Annotated in this window: 2 protein-coding genes; both read right to left on the reverse strand. The window is 73.2% G+C overall.

What is annotated here, in order from left to right; translation table 11 throughout:
* Nucleotides 1-1,694: type I polyketide synthase (locus tag TR46_RS10080; protein ID WP_042397182.1), on the reverse strand; the 1,694-nt coding region annotated here is incomplete at its 3' end.
* A gap of 58 nt (nucleotides 1,695-1,752) precedes the next feature.
* On the reverse strand, nucleotides 1,753-20,706 hold the full coding sequence (locus TR46_RS10085; RefSeq protein WP_042397185.1) for a type I polyketide synthase: 18,954 nt from the start codon (nucleotides 20,704-20,706) through the stop codon (nucleotides 1,753-1,755).
* Nucleotides 20,707-20,721: the final 15 nt, after the last annotated feature.

Here is a 20,721-nt window from a genome sequence, read left to right on the forward strand (position 1 = left end):
ACCGGACCAGCAGCAGCCGCGCCACCGGAAATCACCCCCGCCGACGGCTCGCCGGCGACCAGCGCCGACAGACCCGCCGCCATCTCGTCCCGAGACTCGCCGAGCACCACCGCCCGGTGCTCGAATGCCGAGCGGGTGGTGGCCAGCGACCAGCCCACATCCACCGGGTCCAAGGGCTTTCCGGCTGAGGTGAACGCGCGCAGCCGCCCGGCCTGGGCGGTCAGTCCGGCGGCGCTGCGGGCCGAGAGCAACCAGGCCGTAGTCGGACCGGTCAGTATGCTCGCCGCGTCGCCCGGGGCGGTTGCCGCGGTCGGCTCGTCGACGTCCGTCTCAGCGGCGGGGGCTTCCTCAAGGATGACGTGCGCGTTGGTGCCGCTGACCCCGAAGGCCGACACCGCTGCCCGCCGGGGCCGTCCGTCGGCCGGCCATGGCACCGCCTCGGTCAGCAGCCGCACCTGCCCGGCCGACCAGTCGATGTGCTCCGACGGCTCATCGGCGTGCAGAGTCGGCGGCATGAGGCCGTTCTGGAGCGCGAGGACCATCTTCATCACCCCAGCCGCCCCTGCGGCAGCCTGGGTGTGACCGATGTTGGACTTCACCGACCCCAGCCACACCGGCCGGTCCTCGGGCCGATCCTGACCGTACGTCGCCAGCAGCGCCTGCGCCTCGATCGGGTCACCCAGCACCGTCCCGGTCCCGTGGGCCTCCACCACATCCACATCGGCCGCCGACAGCCGCGCGCTCGCCAGCGCCGCCCGGATCACCCGCTGCTGCGACGGACCGTTCGGCGCCGTCAACCCGTTCGACGCACCGTCCTGATTCACCGCACTGCCACGCACCACAGCCAGCACCGCATGACCGTGCCGACGCGCCTCCGACAGCCGTTCCAGTACCAGGACCGCGGCCCCCTCCGCCCAGCCGGTTCCGTCCGCGGCCGCCGAGAACGCCTTGCAGCGGCCGTCCTCGGCCAGGCCTTCCTGGCGTGAGGTCTCCGAGAACGCCGCCGGGACGGCCATCACCGTCACCCCGCCGGCCAGGGCCAGCGTGCACTCCCCCGAGCGCAGCGCTTGCGCGGCCAGATGCAGGGCCACCAGCGACGACGAGCACGCCGTGTCCACCGTCACCGCCGGGCCCTCCAGGCCCAGCGAGTACGAGACCCGGCCCGAGATGACGCTCGGCGCCGCCCCGGTCAGCTGGTAGATCCCGGATCCGGTGGCCGCGCTCACCGGGTACCCGGAGAAGGACGCTCCGGTGAACACTCCCGTCGACGATCCCTGCAGCGACTTGGGGTCGATACCGGTGCGTTCCAGCGCTTCCCAGGAGGTCTCCAGCATCAGCCGTTGCTGCGGGTCCATCGCCAGGGCCTCGCGCGGGCTGATCCCGAAGAAGTCGGAGTCGAAGTCGGCCGCGCCGTGGACGAAGCCGCCCCGGCACATGGACGAGTCCGGGTCGAGTTCCATCCCGCTCTCCCAGCCCCGGTCGGCCGGGAACCCGGAGATCGCGTCCGTGCCCGCGGCGAGCAGCTCCCACAGGCTCTCCGGGCTGTCGACGCCGCCCGGGAGCCGGCAGCTCATGCCGACGATCGCAAGGGGCTCCAGTTCGCCGGTCTCGAATTTGCGCAGCCGGTCCCGGGTTTCGTACAACTCGGCCGACACCCTCTTCAGGTAGGCCAGAAGTTTTTCATTCTCCACCATCAGAGCCCTCCCTCAATTCCAGTGCCGACAGCTTCGGTGAGTTCGGTGAGCATCGGATCTACAACACCCCGAGCTCGTTCTCGATGAAATCGATGACCTCGTCGGCGGTTGCGGCCTCGAGTTTTCCTGCCGCCTCGTTATCCTGCGGGGTGTCGTCGGCCCTGATCCACTTCGAAAGGACAGTCTGCAAGCGGACTGTGACGTCCGCGCGAATATCACTGTCCGCCGGGATGGCAGAAAGGATGGATTCCAGTGCGTCGAGGTCGGTGAACACCGGAGGTGCGGATTCCTCGTCCCGGTAGATCCCGGCCCTGAGATGAGCGGCCAGCACCGCAGACGTCGGGTAGTCGAAGATGACGGTGGCGGGGAGTCGTTGGCCGGTGGCCCCGTTCAACCGGTTCCGCAGCTCGACCGCGGTCAGGGAGTCGAACCCGAGGTCCTTGAAGGCCCGGTCGGCGCCGACCGACTCCAACGAGGCATAGCCCAGTACGGCCGCAGCCTCGGTCCGGACCAGGTTCACCAGGATCCGGTCCTGCTCGGCCCTCGGCCGGCCCGCCAACTGCTCGGCCAGGGCGGTGGTTCCCGTACCCGGGTCGGAACCGTCCGGCTCCGTGGAGTTCGCACGGGCCTCGCGGACGTCGGGCAGGTCGGCGATGAGCGGGCTGGGCCGCCGCAGGGTGAACAGCTCGGCGAATCGGGCCCAGTCGACGTCAGCGACCGTCACCACCCCGCCGCCGCCGTCCACGATCGAGGCCAGAGCGCCAATGGCCCGGTCGGCGTCGAGGAACCGCAGTCCTCGGGACTGCAGCGCAGCGGCCGCGCCGTCGCTGTCGGCCATGCCGCCGCCGGCCCACGGCCCCCAGGCCACCGAGGTCCCGGCCAGGCCCCTGGCCCGCCGGTCCTCGATCAGTGCGTCCAGGAAGGCGTTTCCGGCCGCATAGCCCGGCTGATGGCCGCTGCCCCAGGTCGAGGAGATCGACGAGAACACCACGAACGCGGTGAGATCCAGATCCGCCGTCAGTTCGTCCAGCCAGACCGCCCCACCGACCTTGGCCGCCATCACCGCAGCCACCCCGGCCAAGTCCGCCTCCTCGACCGGGACGGCCTCCGGCATCCCGGCGGCATGGATCACCCCGCGGAGCTCGGGCCCGCTGGCCGCGATCCAGTCGAGCAACCGCGCGACATCGTCGCGGGCACCGATGTCACCGGCCAGTACCTCCACCGCAGTTCCACCTGCGGCCACTTCTGCCGCCAATGCCGCCACTCCCGCCGCGTTCGCGCCCGAACGGCTGGTCAGCACAATTCGATCGGCGCCGCGGCCGGCTGCCCAGCGCGCCGCGTGGCCGCCGAGCGCGCCACTGCCCCCGGTGACCAGAACCGTTCCGTCAGGTGTCCATCGTTCGCCGCGGTGCCGGACGGGCACGGCCCGGACCAGCCGACGGCCCAGGATCCCGGCTCCCCGGATCGCCACCTGGTCCTCGCCGCCCGGTCCGGTGTCGGCCAGGACCGAGCACATGCGCTCGGCCGTACGCGCGTCCAGGACCTCCGGCAGGTCGATCAGACCGCCCCACCGGTCGGGGTGCTCCAGGCCGATCACCCGTCCCAGTCCCCAGATCTGAGCCTGCATCAGTGCGGTGGGTGCCTCACCGGCGCCGGCCGCGACCGCGCCCCGGGTCAGCACCCACAGCGGCCCCGCGATGTCCAGATCGCCCAGCGCCTGGACCAGCCCGAGGGTTCGGGCCAGGCCGGCGGCCACCAGGGACGACGGCTCCGAGGCCAGGGCCGGCAGCGAGACCACCCCAGCGACGGCCGGCACGCCGTCGACAGCCTGGCCGACCCGGGCCGCGATCGAGTCCCGATCCAGCTCGTCGGCGGCCAGTTCCACCAGGACCGTCTCGGCGCCGTGGGCGTTCAGCGCCCGCAGATACTCATCGGCCTGCCCGGCCTCGCGGTCGGCGAGCACCAGCCAGACCCCGGACATGACGGCCGGTGCCGGATCGGCCACCGGCGTCCAGGACACCGCGTATCGCCAGCCGGCCGAGACCCACTGCTCCCGCTCCCTGCGCCGCCAGGAGGTCAGCATCGGCATGACGTCATCAAGCCGTTCCCGGTCCGCCACGGACATGGTCTCAGCCAGAGCCCGGACGTCGCCGCCCTCCACGGCCGCCCAGAAGCGCTGCTCCTCGGCACTCTCCGAACCACGATCGGCGGTCCCCAGCGAGCCGTCCGGCTGATCTCCGCGCACCCAGAACCGTTCCTGCTCGAATGCATAGGTCGGCAGTTCGACCCGCTGCCCGGCCGGGAGGACGGCGGCCCAGTCGACGTCGACGCCCTGCGCATGAGCGCGGCCCAGGGCGGCCAGCACGGTGTTCCGCGCAGGTGCGTCCGCACGCTGGAGGGGGATGAACACCGGTTCGTCGCCACCGTCGAGAGCGGCCGGACCCATCGCCGACAACGTCCCGTCCGGGCCTATCTCGATGAGAACCGAAACGCCCTGACCTGCAAGCGTGTTGACGGCATCGGCGAACCGGACCGCCTGGCGCGCCTGCTGCACCCAGTAGTCCGCGTCCGGCTCGGTGACCACTTCACCGGTGAGCGCGCCCACCCAGGTCACCGCTGGCGCCGCATGCTCGAACTCGGCTGCTACCGAACGGAGTTCGTCAAGCATCGGATCCATTTGGCCCGAGTGGAACGCATGGCTGACCCGCAGTCGGCGCACCCGCCGTCCCTGCTCCCGCCAGCTCTCCAGCATCGCTTCGACGGCGGTCTCGTCGCCCGATACCACCACCGACGACGGTCCGTTCACCGCCGCCACCGACACCCGGGACGCCTGGTCCAGGGTTGCGAGCAGCTCTGCCTCTTCGGCCTCGATCGCCGCCATCGCCCCGCCCTCGGGAAGGGCCTCCATCAACCGGCCCCGCACAGCGACCAGTCGGCAGGCGTCGGCCAGGGTCAGCACGCCGGCCGCGTGGGCGGCGGCGATCTCCCCGACCGAGTGGCCGGCGACCGCGTCGGGCACGATCCCGGCCGCCGCCAGCATCGCCACCAGGCCCACCTCGACGGCGAACAGCCCGGTCTGAGCGAACACCGTCCGATCGGCCCGTGCATCGCTCTCGTCACCACCGAGGACGACATCCCTGATCGGCAGGCCCAACTCGGCCTCCAGCAACCCGCAGGCCTCGTCGAACGCGGCGGCGAACACCGGGGATGCCGCATACAGGCCACGGCCCATCCCGGCCCGCTGTGCTCCCTGCCCCGCGAACAGGAAGCCCAGTCGCGGCCGCCCGGCCGATGCCGTGCCGCTGACGATTCCGGCCGCCGACTCGCCGGAAGTCACCGCCGTCAGGCCCGACATCAGCTCGCCCCGGTCGGCTCCGGAGATGACAGCGCGGTGCTCGAACGCCGACCGGCCCGTCGCCAGCGACCAGCCCACGTCAACCGGGTCCAGCTCCTGATGCAGGCTCAGGTGGCTTTCCAGCCGCCGGGCCTGCGCGGCCAGCGCGGCTGCGGTGCGCCCGGACAGCAGCCACACCGGCTCCGCGTCGGCCAGCACCGCCGGCCCCACCGGCAGACCCGCGGCATCGCGATCCGCGGCCGCTTCGGGGGCCTCCTCAAGGATGGTGTGGACATTGGTTCCGCTCATCCCGAACGCCGACACCCCGGCCCGGCGCGCACGCCCGTTCACCGGCCACGGCCGGGCCTCGGCCAGCAACCGCACCTCACCCGACGCCCAGTCGATGTGCGGCGAGGGCTCCTCGACGTGCAGGGTCCGCGGCAGTTCCTGGTGCTGCAGGGCGAGCACCATCTTGATGACGGCCGCCATTCCGGCCGCGGCCTGGGTGTGGCCGATGTTGGACTTCACCGACCCCAGCCACAACGGCCGGTCCTGTACCCGGTCCTGACCGTAGGTCGCCAGCAGCGCCTGCGCCTCGATCGGGTCACCCAGCACCGTCCCGGTCCCGTGCGCCTCCACCGCATCGACGTCGGACGCCGAGAGCCCCGCGCTGACCAGCGCCGCCCGGATCACCCGCTGCTGCGAGGGCCCGTTGGGCGCAGTCAGTCCGTTCGACGCACCGTCCTGATTCACCGCGCTGCCACGCACAACGGCCAGCACCGGGTGGCCGTTTCGCTCCGCGTCGGAGAGCCGTTCCAGCACCAGGACGCCGGCTCCCTCGGCCATTCCCATGCCGTCCGCGCCTGCCCCGAAGGCCTTGCAACGGCCGTCCTTCGCCAGTCCCAGCTGAGAGTTGAAGCCGGTGAACATCACCGGTGTCGCCGCCACGAACGCGCCACCGGCCAGCGCCAGGGTGCATTCCCCCGAGCGCAGCGCCTGGCCGGCCAGGTGCAGCGCGACCAGGGACGACGAGCAGGCCGTGTCCACCGACACCGCCGGGCCCTCCAGGCCCAGCACGTACGACATCCGCCCGGAGAGCACACTGCTCGACGTGCCGGTCAGCAGGTGCCCCTTGTCCCCGCCCGCATCCTGCTGCCGGTCGAGTCCGTATCCGGACCAGGAGGCCCCGACGAACACTCCGGTCGCCGACCCGCGCAACAGTCCCGGGTCGATTCCGGCCCGCTCCAGTGCTTCCCACGAGGTCTGCAGCAGCAGCCGCTGCTGGGGGTCCATGGTGAGCGCCTCACGCGGGCTGATGCCGAAGAACCCGGGATCGAAGTCGCCCGCGTCGTAGACGAATCCGCCGCGCGGAACCTGTCCCGGCTCGCCCGCGGCCGCGTCATGGATGGCCGACATGTCCCAGCCGCGGTCGGTCGGCAGCTCGGAGACGACGTCGGCGCCGGCGGCCAGCAACTGCCAGTAGTCCTGGGGACTGCGGACTCCGCCGGGAAAGCGGCAGCCGATGCCGACGATCGCGATCGGCTCGTCGGTGGCAGTCGCGGTGACGACCACGGCGTCGTCCCGGTCGCCCAGCAGCTCCGAGCGCAGGAAACCGGCCAGAACGGCCGAGGTCGGGTAGTCGAAGACCAGGGTGGCCGGCAGGGCCATCCCGGTGGCGGTGTTCAGCCGGTTGCGCAAATCCACGGCGGTGAGCGAGTCGAAACCGAGATCCTTGAACGCCCGACCGGCCGCCAGCGCCTCCGGGGACGAGTGTCCGAGGACTACGGCCGCCTCGGTCCGCACCAGGTCGGTGAGCACCCGGGTCTGCTCGGCCCGGTTCAGGCCGTTCAGACGGGCCGTCAGTGCGGAACCCGCAGTCCGCTCCTGACCCGCGCCGGACAGCACCGGATCGGCCGGCGCCTGCCGGGCCTCGGCCAGGTCGCCGAGCAACGGGCTGGGCCGGTGCACGGTGAAGACGGGCGCGAACCTGGCCCAGTCGATGTCCGCGACCGTGATCGGACCCTCGCCCTGGTCAAGTGCCTGCGCCAGCGCGCCGATCGCGAGATCCGGGTCCAACTCACGCAGGCCCATGCGCTGCAGATGCGCCCCGGACTCGCCCTCGGCCATTCCGCCGCCGCCCCACAGACCCCAGGCCACCGACGTGCCGGGCAGTCCGCGCCCGCGCCGGTCCTCGACCAGCGCGTCCAGGAAGGCATTGGCGGCCGCGTAGCCGCCGAGGTGGGCGCTGCCCCAGGTGGCCGCCCCGGAGGAGAAGGTGACGAACGCGTCCAGGTCCGCCGTCAGCGCGTCCAGGTGGGCCGCGCCGCCGGCCTTGGCCGCCATCGAGGCGTCCAGACCGGCAACGTCCAGCTCCGCCAGCGGACCGCCGCCGCCCACACCGGCCGCGTGGAACACCGAGCTCAGCCCGGGTCCGCTCGCACCGATCCACTCGACCAGGGCCGCCACCTCCGCCCGGGCGCCGACATCACCGGCCAGCACTGCCACCGATGTACCCGCCATCGCCAATTCCGCCGCCAGCGCGCCGATCCCGGCCGCGGCCGGACCCGAGCGGCTGGACAGCACCACCCGCACCGCACCCCGGGCCGCAGCCCAGCGGGCCAGCCGTCCACCGATCGCCCCGGTGCCACCGGTCACCAGTACGGTCCCGCGCGGCGCCCACGGGCCCCGGTTCCGCGACTGCCGCTTCGCCTTCGGCTGCGGAGCCCGCACCAGACGCCGGGCCAGTACGCCCGTGCCCCGGATCGCCACCTGGTCCTCACCGCCCGCCGCCGCTGCCAGCACGGCGCACAGCCGGTCCGCCGCCGCGCCGTCCAGCACCACTGGCACGTCGATCAGGCCGCCCCAGCGGTCCGGATGCTCCAGCGCGGCGACCCGCCCCAGCCCCCACACCTGGGCCTGCGCCAGGCCGGCCGACACCTGGTCAGGTCCGACCGCACCGGACGTCAGCACCCACAGCGGAGCAGCGAGTTCCAGCTCCCCGAGCGCCTGGACCAGCCCGACCGTGGCGGCCAGGCCGGTCGGGACCACCGGGGTGTCCGCCAACGGCGTGCCGTCCAGCGCCAGCAGCGACAGCACGCCGGACAGGGTCCGAGTTCCGGCAGCCTCCCGCAGCCGGTCCGTGAGAGCCTCCCGATCCGCCGACGAGGCCTCGACGAGCAGCACGTCCGCTCCACGTCCCGCCAGGGCCCGGACGCAGCCGTCGGCCGAATCGGCGCCCGCCGCTCCGGTGACGACCAGCCAGCTCCCGGCCAGCACAGCCGGGCCGGGGTCGGCGACCGGCACCCAGGAGACCCGGTAGCGCCAGTCCGCCGTCAGCGACCGGCTCCGCTCCCGGCGGCGCCAGGACGCCAGGGCGGGCAGCACCTGCTCCAGACCCTGGCCCTCCAGCGCCAGTGTCTCGGCCAGGCCCGCCACATCGCCCTCGTCGACGGCCGCCCAGAACCGGTCCTCCGCCGGGTCGCCGACCCGCTTCCCGGCAGGGGCCGCGAGCATGCCCTCGACCCAGTACCGCTCCCGCGCGAACGCATACGTCGGCAGATCCACCGGCTGACCCGGCGTGAGCACGGTCGGCCAGTCCACCGCCACACCCTGGACGTGTACCTCGGCGAAGGACTGCAGCACCCGCACGGGACCGCCGTCGTCACGCCGCAGGGTCCCGACCACCACCGGCGTACTCTCGGCGGAGTCCGCCGATTGCGGCCGCCGGTCGAGCGTGGCGCTGATCGCCGCAGTCAGCACCGGGTGCGGTGACACCTCGACGAACACTCTGTGCCCGTCGTCGTGCAGCGCCTCCACAGCCCGGGAGAAGTCCACCGATCCGCGCAGGCTGGCGTACCAGTAGTCCGGCCCGGCGTCCGTCCCGGGCAGTACCTCGCCGGTCAGGGACGACATCATCGGAACTGAGCCCGGCTGCGGGGCGATCCCGTCCAGAACGGTCAGGATCTCCTCCCGCAACTGCTCCACCTGCGGTCCGTGCGAGGCGTAGTCGACCGGCAGCGGCCGGGTCCGCACCCCGGCGCGTTCGCACGCGTCGGCGATCCGGGCCAGTGCGGCGACGTCCCCGGAGACGACGGTCGCCTCGGGACCGTTGACCGCTGCCACCGACACCAGGCCGTCCCAGGCCCCGATCCGTTCGGTGATGACCTGGACCGGCTCGCCGATCGACAGCATCCCGCCCCGGCCCGAGAGCGCGGTCAGCGCCTGACTGCGCAGCGCCACCACCTTGGCGCCGTCCTCCAGGGACAGGATCCCGGCCACGACCGCCGCCGCGATCTCGCCCTGCGAATGTCCCACCACCGCGCCCGGGTTCACCCCGGCGGCCCGCCAGACCGCTGCCAGCGACACCATCACCGCCCACAGCGCGGGCTGCACCACGTCGACCCGCTCCAGGCTCGGCGCCCCCTCGGCACCCGACAGCACCTCGTCCAACGACCACTCCACATACGGCGCCAGCGCCTGCGAGCACTCGGCCAGCCGGGCCGCGAACACCGGCGACGACGACGCCAGCTCGCGTCCCATCGCGACCCACTGCGAACCCTGGCCGGGGAACACGAACACCACCGGGCCCACTGCACCGGCCACTCCGCTCACCACACCGGCAGAGGACTCCCCCGCCGCCAACGCGCCCAGCTGGGCCGCCAGTTCGTCCTGATCCGCACCGAAAACGACCGCCCGGTGCTCGAAGGTGGACCGTGTGGTCGCCAGCGCCCAGCCCATGTCGAGCGGATCCGGCGCCACAGCGGTGTCCAGATGCGCGGCCAACCGGCCCGCCTGGGCCCGCAGTGCCTCCCGGGTCCGCCCCGAGACCAGCCAGGCCGGAGTGCCCGGCAGCACGGGCAGTGCACGGTCCGGGGACGTGTCCTCCAGCGGGACCGGCTCGGCTTCGGGGACCTCTTCGAGGATGAGGTGGGCATTGGTGCCGCTCATCCCGAACGAGGACACCCCGGCGCGCCGCGCACGGTCTCCGGCCACCCAGGGGACCGCCTCGGTCAGCAATCGGACCTGTCCGGTCGACCAGTCGATGTGCTCGGACGGCTCATCGGCGTGCAGCGTGGGCGGCAGCAGACCGTTCTGCAGTGCCAGGACCATCTTCATGACCCCGGCCACGCCGGCCGCCGACTGGGTGTGCCCGATGTTGGACTTCACCGACCCCAGCCACAACGGCCGTTCCTCCGAACGGTCCTGACCGTACGTCGCCAGCAGCGCCTGCGCCTCGATCGGGTCACCCAGCACCGTCCCGGTCCCGTGCGCCTCCACCACGTCGACATCCGACGCCGACAACTGCGCGCTCGCCAGCGCCGCCCGGATCACCCGCTGCTGCGACGGACCGTTCGGCGCCGTCAACCCGTTCGACGCACCGTCCTGATTCACTGCACTGCCACGCACCACAGCCAGCACCCGATGCCCATTGCGACGGGCGTCCGACAGCCGTTCCAGGAGCAGCATCCCGGCGCCCTCGGCCCAGCCGGTCCCGTCCGCGCCGGCCCCGAACGCCTTGCACCGGCCGTCCGAGGCCAGGCCCTGCTGGCGGGAGAACTCGGAGAACCCGGTCGGCACCGCCATCACCGTCACGCCGCCGGCCAGGGCCAACGAGCACTCGCCCGATCGCAGCGCCTGTGCGGCCAGATGCAGGGCCACCAGCGACGACGAACACGCCGTGTCCACCGTCACCGCCGGGCCCTCCAGGCCCAGCGAGTACGAGATTCGGCCCGAAATGACGCTCGCGGCCATCCCGGTCAGCTGATAGCCCTCCAACCCGCTGTCGTCGGCGCCGACGCCGTAGCCGGAGAATCCCGCTCCGGCGAACACCCCGGTGTCGCTGCCCCGGAGCGAGCGCGGTTCCAGACCGGCCCGTTCCAGCGCCTCCCAGGAGGTCTCCAGCAGGATGCGCTGCTGCGGGTCCATCGCCAGGGCCTCGCGCGGATTGATCCCGAAGAACCCGGGATCGAACTCGCCCGCGTCATGGATGAAACCGCCGGCGCGCGTGTGCGAGGTACCGGCCCGCCCCGGATCCGAGTCGAACAGGCTGTCAAGATCCCAGCCACGGTCGACCGGGAAGCCGGAAACCGCGTCCCTACGGGTGGCCAGCAGGTCCCAGAACTGCTCGGGGCTGCGCACCCCGCCGGGGAAGCGGCAGGCCATGGCGACTATGGCGATCGGGTCGCCGTCCACCGCGGCCGGACCTCGGAAGCGGTCGAACGCATCGACGTCGCCGAGCAGTTCACCGCGCAGGTGATCCGCCAGGGCCCGTGGTGTCGGGTAGTCGAACACCAGCGTCGCCGGCAGGCTCAGACCGCTGCCGACGGTAAGCCGGTTACGCAGTTCCACCGCGGTCAGCGAGTCGAACCCGATGTCGCCGAACGCCCGGTCGGCGTCGACCGCGGTGGCGGACTGGTGGCCGAGCACCGCCGCCGCCTCGGTCCGGACCAGATCGATCAGCGTCTGCTCCTGGGCCGCCCGGCCCAGGCCGGCCAGCTGTCGGGCGAGATCCGTGCCACCCGGGCTCGCACCGGGGGCGTCGACGGACGCAGCGGACAGAAGGGCGCGGATCTCCGGCAGGTCGCGGACCAAGGGGAGCCGGTGCAGAGCGCCCATCCTGGACACCGCCTGGGCCCAGTCGAGGTCCATGACGGTCAGCACGCCGTTGGAGCCGTCGTCGGCCAGTGCTTGGCCGAGCACCCGCAGCGCCAGGTCCGGCTCCATGGCGCGCAGCAGGCCCCGGTCGAGCCGCTGCCGGGCCGCCTCGCCGGCCTGCGCCATCCCCCCGCCGGCCCAGGGACCCCAGGCCAGCGATGTGCCGGCCAGCCCCCGGCCGCGCCGGTTCTGCGCCAGGGCGTCCAGGAACGCGTTGGCCGCCGCGTAGTTGCCCTGCCCGCCGCCGCCGAAGGTGCCGGCCGAGGACGAGAACAGCACGAAAGCGTCCAGCTCCAGACCCGCCGTCAGCTCGTCCAGGGCAGCCGCCCCGCCCGCCTTCGCCGCCAGCACCGTGGCCAGTCGCGAGGCGTCCAGCCGGTCCAGCACTCCGTCGTCCACGACTCCGGCGGTGTGCACCACCGTCCGCAGTGGGGGGCCGTCAGCCGCGCTCGCGGCCAGCAGTCGGGCGACATCGGCCCGCTCGGCGACATTCGCCGCCAGCACAAGGGTCTCGGTTCCGGCCTCGGCCAAGTCGGCCGCCAGCCGCGCGACGCCCTGCGCACCGGCACCGGAACGGCTGGACAGGACGACGCGCTCGGCTCCCCGCCCGGCCAGCCAGCGGGCCACCCGGGCGCCGATCGCACCGGTACCCCCGGTGACCAACGCCGTCCCCCGCGACACCCAGCGGGAGCCGCCGCCGGCCGGGGCAGGGGCGGCCCGGAGCAGCCGACGTCCCAGCACACCGGCGTCCCGGATCGCCACCTGGTCCTCGCCGCAGCCGGCCAGCACCGCCGCCAGCCGCGCGCCGACCCGTTCGTCCCAGACCGGAGACAGATCGATCAGCCCGCCCCAGCGGTCCGGATGCTCCAGCGCGGCCACCTGCCCCAGCCCCCAGATCTGGGCTTGGACCGGGGCTGCCAACACCTCGGCCGGCGCCGCGGCCACAGCCCCCCGGGTCAGGAGCCACAGCGGCGCCGTCAGCCCGGCGTCACCCAGTGCCTGAACCAGCGTCAGCGTGCCCGCGACCCCGGCCGGTACGGGTTCGTGCCCCGGCAGCACCTCCTCCCGCAGCGCCAGCAACGAAACAGCTCCGCTGACACCCTCGGCCGAGTCCGCCAGCGCCTCGCCGATCCTGGCGGCGACCGACCCGCGTTCCATGGCCCCGGCGCCCAGCTCGACGAGCACCGTCCGAGCGCCTCGGGACGTCAGCGCCTGGGCACACTGCTGGGCGAGTTCGTCGTCCACCGACTCGCTGACGACCAGCCAGGTCCCCGACAGCCGGGCCGAGGGCAGGCCGTTCACCGGTGCCCAGGACGTCCGGTAGCGCCAGTGGGCGGTCGCGGATTCGTCCCGCTCCTGACGCCGCCACGAGGTCAGGGCGGGAAGCACCGCACCGAGCCCGGCCGCGTCGTCCAGATCCAGCGCGTTGGTCAGAACAGCCAGATCGCCCTCCTCGACCGCGGCCCAGAACCGGGCCTCGGCCGCCGAGCCGCCGCCGACGCCGCCAGAGACCGGGCTCGCGACCTGGCGCATCGACTGGCGCATCGACTGGGGGCCGCCGGGCCAGAAGTACTGGTGCTGGAAGGCATACGTCGGCAGCTCGACCCGCTGCCCGGCCGGCAGTACGGCGGCCCAGTCGACGTCGACGCCCCGGACATGGGCCCGGGCCAGCGCGCCCAGCAGGGACTCCGGAGCCGCTGTCCCGCCCCGCAGCAGCGGAAGGAAGGCGGCGCCGGCCCGCTCAGCGGCGGAGAGGACGGCCAGTCCCATTCCCGACAGCGTCGCGTCCGGGCCGATCTCGATGAACACCGTTATGCCCTGGTCGGCCAGAGTGGTCACGGCGTCGGCGAACCGCACCGGCCGCCGTGCCTGCTGAACCCAGTAGTCCGCCTCCGGGACCGCGATCACGCCACCGGTCAGCGCCCCTACCCAGGTCAGGGTGGGCGCCATCTGCTCCAGTCCGGCCGCCACCCGGCCCAGTTCGTCCAGCACCGGATCGATCAGGGCCGAATGGAACGCGTGGCTCACCCGCAGCCGGCGCACCCTCCGCCCCTGTTCCCGCCAGCCTGCAACGACTTCGTCGACGGCGGCCTCGTCACCCGAGATCACCACCGAGGACGGGCCGTTCACCGCTGCCACCGAGACGCCGGGTCGGTGCTCCAGCACCGCCAGCATCTCGGCCTCGGTCGCCGCGACCGCCGCCATCGCACCGCCCTCGGGGAGGGCCTGCATCACCCGGGCCCGCGTCCCGACCAAACGGCAGGCGTCCTCAAGGGTCAGCACACCGGCCGCGTACGCCGCTGCGATCTCCCCGACCGAATGGCCTGCCACCGCCTCCGGGACCACCCCGGCCGCCGCCAGCACCGCGACCAGCGCCACCTCCACCGCGAACAACCCGGCCTGCGCATACCCGGTCTGATCCGCGCGGGCATCGCCGTCTTCGCCGTTGCCCAGGACCACGTCCCGGACCGGCAGCCCGACCTCCGGCTCCAGCAGAGCGCACACCCGGTCGAAGGCCGCCGCAAAGACCTCCGACGCGGCATACAACTCGCGTCCCATTCCAGCCCGTTGGGCGCCCTGACCGGCGAAGACGAAGCCGATCCGCGGCGCCCCGGCCGGGGCCACCCCACTGACGACGCTGTTGCTGGGCGTACCGGCCGCAAGTGCGGTCAAGCCCGTCAGCAGTCCGTCGCGATCGGCCCCGGTGACAACGGCCCGGTGCTCGAACACCGACCGGCCCGTCGCCAGCGACCAGCCCACGTCCACCGGTGCCGACTCCGGGCGGGCACTCACCACGGCCGCCAGCCGCTCCGCCTGGGCGGCCAGTCCGTCGGCGGTCCTGGCGGACACCAGCCACGCGGGAGCGGTCGTCAGCACCGCAGGCCCGGTCTCGCCCCCGATCGGCGCCTCGTGCTCGGGGAGTTCGGGTGCCTCCTCGACGATGACATGGGCGTTGGTGCCGCTGATCCCGAACGCCGAGACCCCGGCCCGGCGCGGACGCCCGTCCCCCGCCGGCCACGGCACCGGTTCGCTCAGCAGCCGCAAGCCTGAGCCTGACCAGTCCACGTGGGGGGACGGTTCGAGCGCGTGCAGGGTCCTTGGCAACTGCTGGTGCTGCAGGGCCAGCACCATCTTCATCACCCCGGCCACCCCGGCCGCGGCCTGGGTGTGGCCGATGTTGGACTTCACCGAACCCAGCCACAACGGCCGTTCGGCGTCCCGGTCCTGCCCGTAGGCGGCCGCCAGGGCCTGGGCCTCGATCGGGTCGCCCAGCACCGTGCCGGTCCCGTGCGCCTCCACCGCGTCCACATCGGCGGGCCGCAGTCCGCCGTCGGCCAGGGCCGCCCGGATCACCCGCTGCTGCGAGGGGCCGTTGGGGGCTGTCAGTCCGTTGGAGGCGCCGTCCTGGTTGACTGCGGTGCCCCGGACCACGGCCAGGACGGGGTGACCGTTGGCCCGGGCGTCGGAGAGCCGTTCCAGCACGATCATGCCTGCGCCCTCGGCCATGCCCATACCGTCGGCATCGGCCGAGAACGACTTGCAGCGCCCGTTCCCGGCCAGGCCGCGCTGCTTGGAGAACCCGACCAGTTCGGCCGGGGTCGCCATCACCGTCACCCCGCCCGCCAGCGCCAGTCGGCACTCGCCCGAATGCAGCGCCTGGGCGGCCAGATGCAGCGCTACCAACGAGGACGAGCAGGCGGTGTCGACGGTCAGGGACGGTCCCTCAAGTCCGAGGGTGTAGGAGATCCGGCCGGAGATGACGCTGCCGGCGTTGCCGGTCACCATGTGGCCCTCGAGTCCGGCCGTGCCCTCCGGAGCCAGCTGCAGCCCGGTCGCGTAGCCGGAGCCGTAACCGCCGGCGAAGACCCCGGTGGCGGAGCCGCGCAGCGAGCGCGGGTCGATTCCGGCCCGTTCCAGCGCCTCCCACGAGGTCTCCAGCAGCAGCCTCTGTTGCGGGTCCATCGCCAGCGCCTCACGCGGGCTGATCCCGAAGAAGCCGGGGTCGAACTCGCCGGCCTCGTGCAGGAATCCACCGGCCTGCACATACGCCGTCCCGGGGTGATCGGGATCGGGGTCGAACAGATTGTCCAGGTCCCAGCCCCGGTTGAGCGGGATGCCGGAGATCCCGTCGCCGCCGGACGCCAGCAGATCCCAGAGGCTCTCGGGGCCGGTGACGCCGCCGGGGTAGCGTCCGGCCATCCCGACGATGGCGATCGGCTCGTGGTCCACCGACGGCGCGGCCGCTGCGGCCGGGACCGCCGACAGCTCGCCCAGCAGTTCGGTGCGCAGATGCCCGGCCAGCACCAGCGGGGTCGGGTAGTCGAACAGCAGCGTGGCCGGGAGTCGCATTCCGGTGGCCATGCTGAGCTGGTTGCGCAGTTCCACGGCCGTGAGCGAATCGAAGCCCAGGTCGCTGAAGGCCCGGGCTGCATCGACCGCAGCAGGCGAGGCGTAGTTGAGGACGGCGGCGGCCTCGGCCCGGATCAGGTCGGTCAGCAGCCGGTCCTGCTCGGCCCGCGAGAGTCCGGAGAGCCGTTGTGCCAACTCGGCCTCGGCCTGGTCGACTTCACCCACCGGCCCGGCGTCGGCCGCTCGGGTGCGGGCCAGTCGACGGATCTGCGGCAGGTCGCGGACGAAGGGGATGGTGTGCAGTTCGGCCATGCCGGGGACGCCGGCCATCTGCGACCAGTCCACGTCCATCACGGTCAGCGCGGTGTCGTCGCCGTCGATCGCCTCGGCCAGGGCCTGGACCGCGAGTTGAGGATCCATCAGGACCTCCCAGCGGTTCCGGCTCAGCCGGGCGACAGTGGCCTCGCTGGCCTGGGCGACGCCGCCGCCGGCCCACGGGCCCCACGCCACCGACAGCGCCGTGCGGCCGCGCCCGCGACGGTTCTGGGCCAGGGCATCCAGAAAGGCGTTGGCGGCCGCGTAGTTGCCCTGCCCGCCGCCGCCGAAGGTCGCGGCGGCCGAGGAGAACAGCACGAAGGTGTCCAGGTCATGATCCGCCGTCAGTTCGTCCAGCAGGAGGGCGCTGGTGGCCTTCGCGGCCAGCACCGAGGCCAGCCGGGCCGGGTCCAGCCGGTCCAGGACGCCGTTGTCGACGACGCCGGCGGTATGCATCACGCTCGACAGCGGCGATCCGGAGGCCGCGATCCAGCGCAGCAGCCCGGTGACGTCCTCACGGCGGCTGACATCTCCCGCCACCACGCTCACGGTCGTTCCGGCGGCGGCCACCTCGGCGGCCAGCGCGACCGCCCCGGCCGCGCGGACGCCGGAGCGGCTGGTGAGCACGGCCCGGTCGGTGCCACGTCCGGCCAGCCAGCGGGCCACACGGCTGCCGATCGCCCCGGTGCCGCCGGTGATCAGCACGGTGCCGCCGGGACGCCAGCGCGCACCTCCGTCCCGAGGCAGCGCGGCAGGGACCAATCGACGTCCGAGAATTCCGCCGGAGCGGACGGCGGTCTGGTCCTCGCCCAGGTCTCCGGCCAGCACCGCGCACAGCCGGCCCGCCGCCCTCTGGTCCAAGACCTCGGGCAGATCGACCAGGCCGCCCCAGCGGTCCCGGTGCTCCAGGCCTGCGACCCGGCCCAGAGCCCAGACCTGGGCCTGCACCGGCGCGGTCAACCCGTCCGCAGGGGCGGCCGCGACGGCGCCCCGGCTCAGCACCCAGAGCGGGGCGCCGATCCCCGCGTCACCCAGCGCCTGGACCAACGCCAGTGTCCCGGCGACGCCGACGGCGACGTCGGGGAACTGCGGGTGCGGGGCCTCGTCCAGGGCCAGCAGCGAGACCACCCCGACGACAGACGGGTCGGACAGGTCGCGCAGGGCCGCAGCGACGCACTGCCGGTCGGTCCCGTCCAAGGTGACCGGGACGACCTGGGCCCCGTGCCCGGCGAGGATCTCCCGGAACCGCTCGTTGAGCTCCTGGTCGGGACCGCTGACGAGGAGCCAGGCCCCGGAAAGCCGCCCAGGCGCCGGGTCGGCGATCGGCGCCCAGGAGACCCGGTAGCGCCAGGACTCGGTGGCGAAGCGTTCACGCTCGCGCCTGCGCCAGGAGGTCAGCGCGGGCAGCACCTCGTCCAGCGGCTGCTGTTCGACGGCCAGCAGGCCGGAGAGGCCGTCCAGATCGGAGTTTTCGACGGCGGCCCAGAACCTGGCCTCGGTCTCGCTCTGCGCCTCGCCCGGCAGCGGGGTGGAGCCGGGGGCGGCCGGGGACAACCAGTACTGCTGGCGGGCGAAGGCGTAGGTGGGCAGTTCCACGACCGGCGCGGCCGGCAGCACCGCCGTCCAGGCGACGGACAGGCCGCGCACATGCGCCAGGGCCAGGGCAGTCAGGAAGCGCCGTGCTCCGGCGTCCTCACGGTCCAGCGTCCCGGTGACCAGCGGAGCATCGGCGATTCCGGCGTCGTCGAGGGTCTCCTCGATCGCCGCGGTGAGGACCGGATGCGGGGAGACCTCCAGGAAGCTGCGGTACCCGGCCCCGGCCAGGGCCAGCACGGCGTCCTGGAACCGGACCCGCTCCCGGACGTTGGCGTACCAGTACTCGGCGCCCAGTTCCGGGCCGTCCAGGCGTTCGCCGGTCACGGTCGAGAACAGCGGGATCCGGCCCTGCTGCGGGCGGATGTCGCCCAGCTCCCGGACCAGTCCCTCCCGCAGCTCCTCCACCCGGACCGAGTGGGCCACGAAATCCATCTGCGGGATTCGCCACCGCAGCACCCGACGGGCCGACAGCAGCCGCTCGAACTCATCCAGCGCGTCCAGGTCCCCGGAGACCACGGTCGTGGCCGGGCCATTCACGGCGGCCACCGACAGCCGGTCCGACCACTCCTCGTTCGACGCCAGCAGGTCCTCGACCAGGCCGGCCGGCATCACCACCGAGAGCATCCCGGCCGACGCGGCCAGCGAAGAGAGCGCCCGGCTGCGGACCGCGACCACCCGAGCAGCGTTCTCCAACGTCAGGATCCCGGCCACGCAAGCGGCCGCGATCTCGCCCTGTGAATGCCCGACCACCGCATCCGGACGGACCCCGGCCGCCTCCCACATCGCCGCCAGCGACACCATCACCGCCCACAGCACCGGCTGCACCACATCGGCCCGCTCCAGGCCGGGCGCGCCCGGCCGACCGAGCAGGACGTCCTCCAAGGCCCAGTCCACATGCGGTTCGAGCGCCTGCGCGCACTCCGCCAGCCGAGCCGCGAACACCGGGGACACCGTCAGCATCTCCCGGCCCATCCCGACCCACTGAGTGCCCTGACCGGGAAAGACGAACACCTTCTTCCCGAACCGCGACGCCACACCCGAGACCGCACCCGGGTTCCGTTCGCCCGCGATCAGCGCCTCCAGACCCGCAGCCAGCCCACCCCGGTCCGCCCCCAGCACCGCGGCCCGGTACTCGAACGCCGACCGGGTGGTCGCCAGCGACCAGGCGACCTCCGTCGTGTCCAGCTCCGGCCGGCTCCCGGCAAAGTCGGCCAACCTCCCTGCCTGAGCTGCCAGTCCGGCCTCCGAGCGGCTCGACACCAGCCAGACCGAGGGGCCGTCGGAGAGCAGGGCCGGCGCAATCTCCACCGGCTCGGCGGCCTCGTCCGGCGCCGCGTCGTCAGCGCCCGGCTCGGCCGCCACCTCGGCGGCCACTTCAGCAGCCGGATCCTCGGAGAGAATGACGTGCACATTGGTCCCGCTCATACCGAACCCGGACACCCCGGCCCGCCGCAGCCGCTCCCCCGGTTCCCAGGGCGCGGCCTCGGTCAGCAGCCGGACCTGGCCGCTGGACCAGTCGATGTGCGGCGAGGGCCGATCGGCGTGCAGGGTGCGCGGCAGCAGCCCGTGCTGCAGGGCCAGCACCATCTTGATCACCCCGGCCATCCCGGCCGCCTGCTGGGGGTGGCCGAGGTTGGCCTTGATCGAGCCCAGCAGCAGCGGTCGGCCCTCGGGCCGCTCCTGTCCGTAGGTGGCCAGCAGGGCCTGGGCCTCGATCGGGTCGCCCAGCGCCGTTCCGGTGCCATGGGCCTCGACGGCGTCGATGTCGGCCGGCGACAGCCGGGCGTCGGCCAGCGCGGCCCGGATCACCCGCTGCTGGGCAGGCCCGTTGGGGGCCGTCAGACCGTTGGAGGCGCCGTCCTGGTTCATCGCGCTGCCACGCACCACAGCCAGCACCCGGTGCCCGTTCCGCCGGGCGTCGGAGAGGCGCTCCACCACGACGATCCCGGAGCCCTCGGCCACACCCATGCCGTCCGCCCCGTCACCGAACGCCTTGCAGCGGCCGTCCGGGGCCAGCCCCAGCTGGGCGCTGAAGTCGGTGAACATCACCGGGGTCGACGCCACGAAGACGCCTCCGACCAGGGCCAGCGAGCACTCCTGAGCCCGCAGCGCCCGGGCCGCGAGGTGCAGCGAGACCAGCGCCGACGAGCAGGCCGTGTCGACGGTGACCGCCGGGCCCTCCAGCCCGAGGGTGTAGGCGATCCGGCCGGACAGCACGCTGCTCGCGGTCCCGGTGACCAGATGGCCCTCCAACTCGGTCTGCGAACCCAGACCCCAGCCGTATCCCGACGACGACGCCCCGGCGAAGACGCCGGTGGACGAACCGCGCAGCGACAGCGGATCGATGCCGGCCCGCTCCAGCGCCTCCCAGGCGACCTCCAGCAGCATCCGCTGCTGCGGGTCCATCGCCACCGCCTCGCGCGGGCTGATCCCGAAGAACCCGGGGTCGAACTCCCCCGCGCCGTCGACGAATCCGCCGGCGCGCACCTGCGAGGTGCCCGCGGAGCCGGGCCCGGTTCCGAGCAGCTCCTCCAGGTCCCAGCCACGGTCCTGCGGGAATCCGGAGATCGCGTCGACACCGCCGGCCAGCAGTTCCCACAGGTCCTGCGGGCTGCGGACGCCGCCGGGGAAGCGGCAGCCCATGCCGACGATCGCGATCGGCTCGTCGGCGGCGGCCTCGATCTCACTGAGCCGTTGACGGGTCTCGTGAAGGTTGGCCGTCACCCGCCGGAGGAAATAGCGGAGCTTGTCGTCGTCGCTCACCTGCGGAACCTCGAT

The organism is Streptacidiphilus carbonis (assembly GCF_000787775.1).
GTDB classification, from domain to species: domain Bacteria; phylum Actinomycetota; class Actinomycetes; order Streptomycetales; family Streptomycetaceae; genus Streptacidiphilus; species Streptacidiphilus carbonis.